The sequence below is a fragment of the Flavobacterium sp. genome (genome assembly GCF_040379285.1).
In the GTDB taxonomy this organism is placed as follows: Bacteria; Bacteroidota; Bacteroidia; order Flavobacteriales; family Flavobacteriaceae; genus Flavobacterium.
In genome coordinates this window covers 31,627-43,973 of the sequence record NZ_JBEILJ010000006.1, presented here as the reverse complement: position 1 = coordinate 43,973, position 12,347 = coordinate 31,627, and the positions used below count along the sequence as shown (strand labels likewise).

The 12,347-nt window shown below is 42.3% G+C and carries 8 protein-coding genes and 2 tRNA genes; 6 read left to right on the top strand and 4 right to left on the bottom strand.

Features of this window, described 5'->3' with window-relative positions:
• Positions 1-139: 139 nt before the first annotated feature.
• Positions 140-355 (top strand): hypothetical protein, encoded by a 216-nt coding sequence (locus ABWO12_RS02560; RefSeq protein WP_297516953.1) that lies wholly within the window; start codon positions 140-142, stop codon positions 353-355.
• A gap of 123 nt (positions 356-478) precedes the next feature.
• Here ABWO12_RS02560 and ABWO12_RS02555 read toward each other — a convergent pair.
• The 3 genes from ABWO12_RS02555 to mutS form a co-directional block, all read right to left on the bottom strand.
• Positions 479-564 (bottom strand) — tRNA-Leu (locus ABWO12_RS02555).
• Between the two features lie 12 nt (positions 565-576).
• Positions 577-649 (bottom strand) — tRNA-Gly (locus tag ABWO12_RS02550).
• A 130-nt stretch (positions 650-779) separates the two neighbouring features.
• Complete coding sequence (mutS, locus tag ABWO12_RS02545) at positions 780-3,380, bottom strand: DNA mismatch repair protein MutS (protein ID WP_353086945.1); 2,601 nt, start codon at positions 3,378-3,380, stop codon at positions 780-782.
• 146 nt (positions 3,381-3,526) lie between these two features.
• Here mutS and ABWO12_RS02540 point away from each other — a divergent pair, with 146 nt between their 5' ends.
• From ABWO12_RS02540 to ABWO12_RS02530, 3 genes are read left to right on the top strand one after another with little or no spacing between them, the layout of a single operon-like run.
• Positions 3,527-3,994: a DUF1573 domain-containing protein gene (locus ABWO12_RS02540; protein WP_353086943.1), complete on the top strand. Its 468-nt coding sequence runs from the start codon at positions 3,527-3,529 to the stop codon at positions 3,992-3,994.
• A 56-nt stretch (positions 3,995-4,050) separates the two neighbouring features.
• Entirely contained in the window at positions 4,051-4,581 is a 531-nt protein-coding gene (locus ABWO12_RS02535) for an RNA methyltransferase (RefSeq protein ID WP_353086941.1), read from the top strand.
• Positions 4,582-4,585: 4 nt separating this feature from the next.
• On the top strand, positions 4,586-6,610 hold the full coding sequence (locus tag ABWO12_RS02530) for an Ig-like domain-containing protein (protein WP_353086939.1): 2,025 nt from the start codon (positions 4,586-4,588) through the stop codon (positions 6,608-6,610).
• On the opposite strand, the gene folK is transcribed toward ABWO12_RS02530, so the two are convergent.
• Positions 6,599-7,735, bottom strand: coding sequence for a 2-amino-4-hydroxy-6-hydroxymethyldihydropteridine diphosphokinase (gene folK, locus ABWO12_RS02525; RefSeq protein WP_353086937.1), 1,137 nt, complete (start codon positions 7,733-7,735; stop codon positions 6,599-6,601). The genes ABWO12_RS02530 and folK overlap by 12 nt on opposite strands.
• A gap of 134 nt (positions 7,736-7,869) precedes the next feature.
• On the opposite strand from folK, the gene sppA reads away from it, so the two are divergent.
• Both sppA and ABWO12_RS02515 read left to right on the top strand, forming a co-directional pair.
• Positions 7,870-9,627, top strand: coding sequence for a signal peptide peptidase SppA (gene sppA, locus ABWO12_RS02520; RefSeq protein ID WP_353086935.1), 1,758 nt, complete (start codon positions 7,870-7,872; stop codon positions 9,625-9,627).
• 139 nt (positions 9,628-9,766) lie between these two features.
• Entirely contained in the window at positions 9,767-12,340 is a 2,574-nt protein-coding gene (locus tag ABWO12_RS02515) for an AsmA family protein (protein ID WP_353086933.1), read from the top strand.
• Positions 12,341-12,347: the final 7 nt, after the last annotated feature.

Genomic DNA, 12,347 nt, shown 5'->3' with positions numbered 1-12,347 from the left:
CTTTGGCACGATGTTTGATAAATAAATGGCGGAATCCAAAGTGCGAATTTTTTAAAAAAAAGGAGACAATTGTTTTTCTGATTAAAAAAATTTATATCTTTGCTCCGAATTAATAATTAACCTTTTATAATTAAGTAAGATGAAAAAAGTATTTTTAAGCTTAGCTGTAATTGCTGCTTTGACTGTAGTATCTTGTAAACAATCAGAAAACGCTGACGCTGCTGCTGCTGACACAACTGCTGTTGACACAACTGCTGCTGACACAACTGCTGCTGCTGATACAACTGCTGCTGACACAACTGCTGCTGACACAACTGCTAAAGCTGAAACAGCTGCTCCAGCTGAGAAAAAATAATTAGAACCACGTTCTAGTTAAGAAAAAAGTCCCGAGTTCGGGACTTTTTTGTTTTCTATAGTTTTTAAAATAAACCTGTCGTATATACAAAAAAAAGCTCCTTACAATTGTAAGGAGCTTTTGTACTCAAGGCGGGACTTGAACCCGCACGGACATTACTGCCCACTGGATTTTAAGTCCAGCGTGTCTACCAATTCCACCACTCGAGCCTTGGTATTTTGAGCGAAAAACGGGGTTCGAACCCGCGACCTCAACCTTGGCAAGGTTGCGCTCTACCAACTGAGCTATTTTCGCAAGTAAACTTTAGAACCAACCGCTTTAATTGCGATTGCGGATGCAAATGTAACACATTAAATGTATTTTGCAAGGGAAAAATTGAAAAAAATTAGACTCCTTCAGTAAACCCTTGATAACCAAACTATCCTTACTGTCCTAGCATTCGTTTAATTTCGTTGAGCTTCATTAACGCCTCCACGGGTGTCAAGGTATTTATATCCAACTGCTGAATTTCCTCGCGTATCTCTTCCAATAAGGGATCATCCAAATTGAAAAAACTGAGCTGTAAATCGGTATCCGGGTTTTTATCCAACAACACTTCTGACGAATGATTCTTTTCTAATTTTTTCAACATCTTTTGGGCTTTTTGCACCACTGTTTGCGGCATTCCCGCCATTTTTGCCACATGGATTCCAAAACTATGGGCGCTCCCACCTTCTACCAACTTACGCATGAACAAAACAGTATCTTTGAGCTCTTTTACCGAAACATTGTAATTCTTGATCCGTGCAAAAGATTCGCCCATTTCATTCAATTCATGATAATGCGTTGCAAATAAAGTCTTGGGACGTGAAGGATGTTCATGTAAATACTCGGCAATCGCCCAAGCAATCGAAATCCCATCGTAAGTACTTGTCCCGCGACCAATTTCATCCAAAAGAACCAAACTCTGCTCCGAAATATTATTCAAAATAGAAGCCGTTTCATTCATCTCAACCATAAAGGTAGATTCGCCCATCGAGATGTTGTCACTAGCGCCCACACGGGTAAAAATCTTGTCGACAACCCCCATGCGCAATCGTTCCGCGGGAACAAAACTTCCCATTTGAGCCAACAATACTAAAAGTGCTGTTTGCCGCAGTATGGCCGATTTTCCCGACATATTGGGCCCCGTAATCATCATTAATTGTTGATGGGTTCGATCGAGATACACATCATTGGCCACATAAGGCACCCCCGCTGGCAATTGCTTTTCAATGACAGGATGACGCCCGTTGACAATTTCCAACTCAAAGGATTCGTCCAATTCGGGACAAACATAATGATGCTCCACGGCCATTTGCGCAAACGACAACAAACAGTCCAATTGGGCAATCAATTGCGCATTGGTCTGCACGGGCTTGATATAACTCCCCACCCAACTCACTAACTCCTCAAACAAGCGGGATTCAATATGTTGGATTTTCTCCTCGGCCCCCAATATCTTTGTCTCGTATTCTTTCAACTCCTCCGTAATATACCGCTCGGCATTAACCAAGGTTTGTTTGCGAATCCAATCTTGGGGAACTTTATCTTTGTGGGTATTTCGAACTTCAATGTAATAGCCAAAAACGTTGTTGAAAGCAATTTTTAAAGAGCTAATCCCGGTTCGTTCTGATTCGCGTTTTTCAATACCCTCCAAATACTCCTTCCCCGAATAAGCGATCTTCCGTAAGGCATCCAACTCCTCATGAACCCCTGTGCGAATAGCATTCCCCTTGGCGATAGAAACGGGAGGTTCGGATTGTAAGGTGGTGGCAATTTTATCGCGCAACACATCACAAGCCTGCAGACTATCGCCCAAAACACGAACGGCTTCTTGTGAACTTGCGAGTGCCCAATCTTTAATGGGAAGTATCGCATCTAACGATTCTTTCAAGGCTACCAACTCCTTTGGCCCGATTCGCCCCGTCGCCACTTTGGAAATTAACCGCTCCAAATCGGAAATCAAGCGAATTTGTCGTTGCATTTGTTGCAACACTTCGGGATGACTTTGTAAATAGGCGACCACTTGGTGTCGTTCTCTAATTTTAGCGATTTCTTTGAGTGGTAAAGCCAACCAACGTTTCAACAAACGCGAACCCATAGGCGAAATCGTTTTGTCAATAACGTCCAAAAGGGTGACCGCATTGGGATTGTAACTGTGGTATAATTCTAAATTTCGAATGGTAAAACGATCCATCCACACATGGGAGCTCTCGGCTATGCGCTGGATTTGCGTAATGTGTTGTAATTTATGGTGTTGCGTTTCTGATAAATAATACAGTATGGCCCCCGAAGCTACAATTCCTTCCGACACATCTTCTATTCCAAAGCCTTTTAAAGAATTGGTTTGAAAATGGGTGGTTAATTTTTCAAACGCATAATCGGCTTTGTAAATCCAATCCTCTAGAAAAAAAGTGGTGTAGTGTTCTCCAAAGGTTTCTGAAAATTGTTTTTTCTGGTATTTGGGTACTAAAATCTCGGCAGGAGCAAAGTTTTGCAACAGTTTATCTAAATATTCTTCGTTACCTTGGGCGGTGAGAAACTCCCCGGTAGACACATCCAAAAAAGCAATCCCGTGTATTTTTTTTCCAAAATGAATGGCTGCAAGAAAGTTATTGGATTTCGCTTGCAACACTTCATCATTTAAAGCGACTCCAGGCGTAACCAACTCTGTGACCCCACGCTTTACGATGGTTTTGGTCATTTTCGGATCTTCCAATTGGTCGCAAATCGCCACCCGAAGTCCGGCCTTAACCAACTTGGGCAAATAGGTATTAAGCGAATGATGTGGAAATCCTGCCAACGCCGTTTCGGAAGCCGAACCATTGCCTCGCTTGGTTAGAATAATGCCTAATATTTTGGAAGCACGGATGGCATCCTCCCCAAAAGTTTCATAAAAATCACCTACACGAAACAACAAACAGGCGTCCGGATACTTGAACTTAATTTCGTTGTATTGTTTCATCAAAGGGGTTTCTTTTAAACTTTTCTCTTTTGTAGCCACTTCGTTTTCATTTAAAAATTAGGAACTACGAAAATAGCTATTTTCTTCAGAAATCGTTCGCATGAATCGCCGAACAATTTGAATAAAAAACAGGAGGTTAACGAAATTTTGTTAGCTTTGTTAGTCTAATTTAAATTCATTGTACGATGAAAAAAATACTTTTAGTAGCTGTATTGTCAATTATGGGAGTGACCCATGCCCAAACGCCAAACGCGAATACAAAACCAGCAACACCTCAACCTGCACAACCTGCTCAAAAAGTGGATGGTCCGCAAATCACCTTCGAAAATGAAACGATTGATTACGGAACAATTCCTCACAATGCCGATGGTAATCGTGAATTTGTTTTTGTCAACACGGGCAACAAGCCTTTAATTATTGAAAGTGCACAGGGCTCTTGCGGTTGTACAGTGCCTACAACGCCCAAAGATCCGATTCAACCCGGACAACGCGGCGTAATTGGGGTTCGTTATGCCACTGACCGCGTAGGTCAATTTACCAAAAATGTTACCGTGCGCTCCAATGCGGTGGGCAATGAAATTAAAGTACTAACCATTAAAGGAAATGTACTTCAAGCCCCACAACCCGAAGGAACGGCACCTGTAAAAAGTTAATAATACTTTATGAAACGACAAAAGCTCCTTTCTGGGGCTTTTTTTATTTTTGTACTATGCGAAAATTAGCCAATAACGAACTAGAGCGAAAAACGGTAGCCGACTTTAAATCGGCAGCAAAAACACCCGTAATTCTCATCCTTGACGACATACGGAGTCTTCATAATATTGGATCTGTTTTTCGAACCGCTGATGCTTTTTTGATTGAAAAAATTTACCTCTGTGGTATTACCGCTACCCCACCCCATAAAGAAATTCAAAAAACAGCTTTGGGCGCCACCGAAACGGTAGCGTGGGAATACCAAAAAGAAGTGGGAACCGCGATTGAAAAACTCCAACACGAAGGCTGGAAAGTTTATGCCATCGAGCAAGTCGAAGGGGCTACATTCCTAAATTCCTTTCATCCACAACCCAACGAACGTTATGCGTTAATCTTTGGAAACGAAGTTTACGGTGTATCACAAAAAGCCATTGAACAATGCGAGGGTTGTATTGAAATTCCCCAATTGGGCACCAAACATTCACTCAATATTGCCGTAAGTACTGGGATCGTGGTTTGGGATATTTTTCAAAAAATGAAACAATAATCGTATGAGTCGCCTACTCGTACTTTTTTTGTTTTTAAGTTGTACCCTTGGGGCGCAAACATCCAATGTTGCTCCGATATTACAAGCCACAGGTAATCAAGCCTATTGCCCCGGTACAGCCCTTCCTATTGCTACCTCCATGTCATTTATCGACCCGGATGATACGGGAACCCAACAAGTGACGGTGCAAATTTCGGGAGGTTATATTGTAGGGCAAGATATTTTAATGCTCACGGGAGTTCACCCGAACATCAGTAGCTCATGGGATGCTGCTGCGGGAAAACTAACCCTTACCGGAATTACGAGTCAACCTACATACGCCGAATTACAAGCCGCCATTTTAGGGGTTGTGTATCAAAGTAACCACCCTGAGCCCACAGGAACACGAACCTTCGCCATTGCAGTGGGCGATGCGAATTATCTACCCGCTACGGGGCATTATTACCTTTTTGTACCCAATGTGGGGATTACATGGAGCGATGCACTAGCGTTGACTGCGGCCAGTAATTATTTTGGGTTACAAGGGTATTTGGCTACGCTCACCTCAGCCGACGAGGCAACATTTGCAGGGAATCAAGCTTCAGGCACAGGCTGGATTGGCGCAAGCGACCAACAAATCGAGGGACAATGGCGCTGGATGTCGGGACCTGAAATGGGCACTTTACTCTCGTATGCGTTTTGGAATTCAGGGGAACCCAACAATATGGGAAACGAGGATTATGCACACATCACTGCACCAGGGGTTGGAATTCCGGGCTCTTGGAATGATTTATCCAATACTGGAGAAGCGAGCGGACCCTATAAACCGCAAGGGTATATTGTTGAGTTTGGTGGGATGCCCAATGATCCAATACTGCAATTATCAACGAGCACCTCGGTATATATGGTACAAATCATTAGTATCACCGAAGGAGAATCTTGTGGCTCAGGAAGTGTAACCCTTTCGGTCAATGCTTCTGGAAATCCGATTGCCTGGTATACGAGTGCGGTTGGGGGAACACCTATTGCTTCAGGACCGTCATTTACCACCCCAGTTTTAGCGTCAACAACGTTGTATTTTGCTGCTTTGGTTGATTGTCCCAACACCCCCCGAACGCCTTTGATTGCTTTGATACGAGATGTTCCCATTGTCACGGTTGGACCCACAACTACGGCCTGTGCTGGAAATTCGCAACTTTTGAGCGCCACCACTACGGCTGGGATTCTTCGCTGGTATGACGACCCTACCACGACAATTGCTTTGGCTACGGGTGCAACATTTTCAACGCCACCACTAACTAATGCAATCATATATTATGTAGAGGCCGACAACAACGGCTGTCGCTCTGGACGAATCCCTATTTCCATACCCTTGTTTCCGAGTCCCGACTTGGGGAATGACGAAATCTTAGAATGGTGTGAAAATCAAACAGGTACCCTTAGTGTGTCATTTCCCAATGGAGCGTATGTGTGGTCTAATGGAAGTACTTCCAATGCGATTACCGTTTCACAAGCAGGAACCTACACGGTTACGGTAACGACTCCTGAAGGGTGCACGGACAGCAAAACCTTTACCGTCAACACCTACTTTGTTCCTCAAATTGCTTCGGTTTTGGTTAATGGCCTAGAAGTTAGCGTATTCACGGTCAATCCCGGCGATTATGAATACAGCATTGACGGTTTGAATTTTCAAGAGACTCCATTTTTTACGTTACCTACCGGAGGAAATTATGTAGCAACGGTTCGTGAAATTCACGGCTGTGGATTGGTAGTCTATCCTTTTAATGCCACTTTTTTTAGCTCCTTTTTCACCCCTAATGGTGATGGTATCAACGATCAGTGGACTCCGAAAGGCATTGTATGGAATGCCCAAACTTCTATTGTTATTTTTGATCGTTTTGGAAGAATATTAAAAGTCTTAAACGCCAACACGCCCACTTGGGATGGTCTTTTCAATGGGCAGCTGGCCCCTGCGGATGATTATTGGTTTCGCTTTCAAGCTGATGAATCCGCTGCGCCTCATTTGGGTCATTTTAGTTTAAAGCGATAAACTTTCTTGAATTTTATCGAGAATAAAAACATAGTCCGATTGATGTTTTACAAAATCCAGCTCAGAAACATCGATGACCAATACATTAAGGCCTTGTTGTGTTTTGATAAAATCCAAGTACCCACCATTGATTCGTTCCAAATAATCGGCGGGAATTTCTTGCTCATAACTGCGCCCACGTTTACGGATATTCGCCAACAAACGGGCCGTATTTTGATACAAATAAATGTACAAGTCGGGCTTGGGCATTTCCTTGTAAATGATGTCAAAAAGGGTTTTGTACAATCGATATTCGTCATCGGCTAGAGTTACCTTGGCAAAAATAAGCGACTTGAAAATGTGGTAATCGGCTACGATAAAATCTTTGAACAAATCAAATTGCGAAAGGTCGTCGGAAATTTGTTGATAGCGATCGGCCAAAAACGACATTTCTAACGGAAAAGCATACCGACTTTGGTCTTTGTAAAATTTAGGTAAAAACGGGTTATCGGCAAAGCGTTCATAGACCGTTTTCCCATTAAAATCCTCTGCAATTTTGGAAGCCAACGTGGTTTTCCCAGCACCGATATTCCCTTCGATGGCAATGTAGTTAAACTTGTCTAAGGTAATTTTTGCTAGGGGTTGAGGCATCGAACCCACCCGCTCGCATCCTCCTTTGTCTTTGCATGCATTAAGTAAAGCCGTTACCGAGATTCCCGTGCGTGGGTCTTTCCAATACGGGAGCACTTCCTGCAAAGGGCGCAATACAAACAAACGATCCGTCAAATGCGGATGGGGCAAGGTCAAGGTTTCCGAAGTGAAACACTCCTCATCGTAACTGATTATATCAATATCGATGATGCGGTCTTGATACCCCGAGGTTGATTTTGCCTTTCGTCCCATCGTTTGCTCCAACCGTTGAAATGCTTTCAATAATTTTTGAGGCGATTTATACGAATGCGCCACAAGCACACAATTGAAAAAAGAGGCGCTTTCAAATCCCCAAGAATCACTTTCATACATAGAGGAAATAGCGACAACCGTGGCAATCTCCTGATGGATTTGCGCCACACATTGCACCAAATTTTCGGGTTTGTTCCCCATATTGGTTCCTAAAGCGATGACAAGGGTGTGTTGAGCATTCATGGAGCGCAAAATAAGTAAAAGTTAGTCAGTTTACCTTATTTTTGCCGTCTGTGTTGATAACTATTTCTTTAAAAATTAAAGAAAACAAAACGTAACATTTTCAATACTTTGACAACTAATTAGAAAAAAAAGTTATGCGATTTTTAAGTAATGTGTTGGCCACCTTAGTGGGACTGTTTCTGTTTTTTATGATTTCGTTTTTCGGTCTCATCATTATTGCAGCCCTGTTTGGGGGGGATGAAGAAACCGTAGCGGTGGAATCAAATTCAGTCATCGAACTGGATTTATCCAAAGTTTCTCTCGATTATGCCGGGAAAATCAACTTCACCGATATCGGACAATATACCGAAAACCATGATGGGTTGATGGATATTATCCATGCGTTATCGTATGCAAAAGGCGATGCGGATATCAAAGGAATTTCGATTATTAATTCCAATTCAGCCCTGGGCATGGCACAAACCAAAGCACTGCGGGATGCCCTTACCGATTTTAAAAAATCAGGGAAATTCGTATACGCCTATGCCGACGTATATTCGCAAAAAGACTATTACTTGGCTTCTGTTGCCGATAAAGTATATATCAATCCGGTGGGAGAATTGGATTTTAAAGGACTTTCAGCTGAAGTGATGTTCTTTAAAAACATGCAAGAAAAATCGGGTGTAAAGATGGAAGTAATTCGCCATGGGAAATACAAAAGTGCTGTGGAACCCTTTTTGGAGGAAAAAATGAGTGAGGCCAACCGTGAACAAACCAATCAATTGATTCAATCGCTTTGGTCATCTATGCTGAAAGACATTAGTGCCAGTCGTAAACTCTCGGTTGAACAATTGAATGCTATCGCAAATAATTTAGGTGCCCGAACTCCAGAAATGGCCAAAGCCAGCCGATTAATTGATGGCATTACTTACGAAGACCATTACCATGATGTCATTCGTAAAGCGCTGGATGTTGAAAAAGATACGGGATACAATACGGTTTCGATTGTTGATTATGCTGAAGCCAATGCAACAGCGGCGATGGATTTGGAAAGTTCCGATAAAATTGCTGTGATTTATGCGCAAGGAGAAATTGCAGAAGGGGAAGGCGACGTCAATATCATTGGTGATGGTGCCATGCGCAGAGCTATTCGCGCCGCTCGTCGCGATGAAGATGTAAAAGCGATCGTGTTACGCGTAGACAGTCCCGGGGGGAATGCTTTGACTTCGGACTTGATTTGGCGTGAAATTGAACTTACTAAAAAGATAAAACCCGTTGTCGTTTCGATGGGGAATTATGCTGCTTCAGGAGGGTATTACATTGCTTGTAATGCGAATAAAATCTTTGCCGAAGAAACGACCATTACAGGATCGATTGGCGTTTTTGGGGTGATTCCCAATTTTGCCGAATTAAGCCAACGCATCGGTCTTACGGTTGACCAGGTACAAACCAACGCACAAGCCCACGGGTATAGTCCGTTTCGCCCTATGGATGAAAGTTTCCGAGCCGTGACCCAGGAAGGGGTAGAACGCGTATATGCTACCTTTGTCAAACGAGTTGCCGACGGACGAAAATTAACCCCTGCACAAGTAGACGCTATTGGCCAAGGACGCGTATGGAGCGGAGCAGATGCGATTAAAATTGGTTTGGTCGATGCTATTGGCGGGATGGAAGAAGCCCTTGCAGAAGCCGCCAAATTGGCTAAAATTAAAAAATACCGCACCCAAGAATTTCCAGAATACGAACGCGAAGTCTTTGCCTTTTTTGAAGAAATGGGACTCATTCAAAGTCGGGAATCGTTGTTAAAAGAAACCATGGGGGCTGAAAATTATGCCGTATTCCAACGCATTCAAGTGCTGGCTCGTCAACGAGGCGTCATGGCACGCGTTCCCTACGAACTCGAAATTCAATAATCTATAAACCGCCTAACTTCAGGCGGTTTTTTTTATTTTTTTTAGCATTTCCCTTACGATAGACTCCGTTAGAAAAGATTATTTTTGTTTTATCTCGTTTTAGGCAAGATTTTTGCCAATCCCTTTAAAACCACTTATTATGTTGAAGAAAATCGCCAAAATTACCGGAATCACGTTGGGAGTACTCCTTATAGCGGCTTTTGCAATTCCGTATTTTTTCAAAGATCAAATTAAAGCCCGTATTGAAAAAGCACTCAACGAAAGTGTCAATGCTAAGGTCTCTTTTGCCGATGCCGAAGTAAGTCTTTTTCGAAATTTCCCAAAAGCAACGGTAAGTATCGAGAAAATGGCGATCATCAATAAAGCGCCTTTCGAGGGCGATACCTTGGTAGCTTTTGAATCCTTAGCATTGAAATTGTCGGTCATGGAATTGTTCAATGATGAAACCGAACCCATGCAAGTCGATGCCATTGCGACAAAAAATGGACTCATCAATGTTATTCTCAACAAAGAAGGTATTGGCAACTATGATATTGCGTTAAAAAAACCAGATGAAAAAGGAGCTGCCGAAGAAAACAAACCGCTGTCTTTTAAAATTAAATCCTATGAAATTGAAAATTACCGCTTTCGTTTTACCGATCAAGCCTCAAACATGAAGGTGGTCCTCGACAGCATCCAACATACTGGTGTAGGCGATTTTAGCAATGACGTCTTGGATTTAGATACCCACACATCCACCAAAGTTTCGTTTACGATGGACAAAGCCAATTATATGCGCGACATTCCCGTGAGCTTGGATGCCATTTTGGGTTTGGATTTGAAACAAAGCAAATACAGCTTTAAAAAGAACGAAGCCAAAATCAACGATTTACCCCTAAAATTCAATGGATTTATACAGCTTTTGGAAAAAGCCCAAGTATATGACCTGACGTTTGAAACGCCCACTTCCGACTTTAAAAATTTCCTCGGGTTGATTCCTGCCGCTTACCGAAGTAACATAGATAATGTAAAAACAGTGGGGCAGTGTAGTATCAAAGGATTTGCCAAAGGACAATTAACGGACATATCGATTCCCCGATTTTCGGTCGCCATCGTCTCAAACAATGCTTCATTTCAATATCCCAACTTGCCCAAAGCGATTAAAAACATTCATATAGACACCAAAATTATAAATGAAACAGGGCAAGTCAACGACACGTATGTCAACATCAATCGATTGTCGTTTGCGGTAGACCAAGATGTATTTGATGCCAAAGCCACCATCAAAAACATTGCTGAAAATGCCTTAGTGAATGCCCAATTAAAAGGTGTAGTCAACTTAGCCAATTTTTCAAAGGCCTACCCTATTGCCGTTGATAAACCTTTGTCGGGTATTATCAAAGCTGATGTGAGCACTGAATTTGACATGGCCGCCGTGGAAAAAAGTGACTATGCGCGTATCAAAAACGCAGGGGAAATTGACCTTACTGGATTTCGCTATACCGATGAAAGCGGTAAAACAATGGACATCAGTAAAGTATTGGTTGCTTTCAATCCGAGTCGTGTTGTATTGAAAGAATTTAAAGCAAAAACAGGAAAAAGTGATTTGGGCGTGAGTGGTGTACTGGAAAATTTTTACGGCTACCTCTTCCGCAACCAAAACTTGGAAGGGAACTTTACCCTGACCTCCAATCAAATTGCAGTAAGTGATTTTATGACTACCGAAAAAGCGGCCCAAAGCGAGACTGCAAAAAACAAAGAACCGCTTAAAATTCCAGCCTTCTTAGATTGTACACTCACTGCCAAAGCCAATACGGTATTGTATGATAATTTAACGTTGAAAAACTGTGCAGGAAAATTAATTATTAAAGATCAAAAAATAACGCTGGAGAATGTAAAAACAAACATTTTCGGAGGGCAAATTACCTTTAATGGTGATGTTTCAACGCAAACGAAAGTGCCCACTTTTGCGATGGACTTGGGGTTAAACCAAGTAGACATTGCACAAACCTTTACCCAACTCGAAATGTTTAAAAAAGTGGCTCCAATTGCAGGCGTTATTAATGGAAAATTCAATTCCTCAGTGCAATTGAAAGGATCCTTAAACGCTACCGAAATGACGCCTGATTTGAAAAGTCTCAGCGGCGATTTGATGGGGCAATTGTTGTCAACTACTGTGAATTCGAGCAATTCCAAACTCTTACAAGCATTGGATGGGCAACTCAAATTCATTGATTTAAACAAACTGAATTTAAACAACCTCAAAACGGCCCTTCATTTTGAGAATGGTCGCGTCACGATAAAACCGTTTGACATCAACTACCAAGATATTAAAGTAAGCGTCAATGGTTCACACGGTTTTGACCAAACCATGCGCTATGGTTTGACCTTTGATGTTCCTGCAAAATATTTAGGACGCGAGGCCAATGCGCTTTTGGCAAAACTTTCTCCAGCAGAAATCAATGCGTTGGGCACACTTCCTATCAATGCGACTATTGCAGGAAATTTTACTAACCCCAGAGTAACCACCGATTTAAAAGCAGCCACGACCACGCTCGCCAACCGATTGGCGCAACAACAAAAGAATAAATTGGTCGACAAAACGAAAAACGAAATAGGACGAATTATCGATCGAAATACAAAACCTGGGGACACTGCCAAAGCCTCTTCAAAAGAAGCGGTAAAAAATAAGGCCGGAGATTTGTTAAAAGGGTTGTTAGGTAAAAAGAAATAGAGTTAGA

Coding starts and splice junctions, on each gene's coding strand:
- ABWO12_RS02560 (WP_297516953.1), top strand. CDS start 140: ATGAAAAAAGTATTTTTAAGCTTAGCTGTAATTGCTGCTTTGACTGTA.
- ABWO12_RS02540 (WP_353086943.1), top strand. CDS start 3,527: ATGAAAAAAATACTTTTAGTAGCTGTATTGTCAATTATGGGAGTGACC.
- ABWO12_RS02535 (WP_353086941.1), top strand. CDS start 4,051: ATGCGAAAATTAGCCAATAACGAACTAGAGCGAAAAACGGTAGCCGAC.
- ABWO12_RS02530 (WP_353086939.1), top strand. CDS start 4,586: ATGAGTCGCCTACTCGTACTTTTTTTGTTTTTAAGTTGTACCCTTGGG.
- folK (WP_353086937.1), bottom strand. CDS start 7,735: ATGAATGCTCAACACACCCTTGTCATCGCTTTAGGAACCAATATGGGG.
- sppA (WP_353086935.1), top strand. CDS start 7,870: ATGCGATTTTTAAGTAATGTGTTGGCCACCTTAGTGGGACTGTTTCTG.
- ABWO12_RS02515 (WP_353086933.1), top strand. CDS start 9,767: ATGTTGAAGAAAATCGCCAAAATTACCGGAATCACGTTGGGAGTACTC.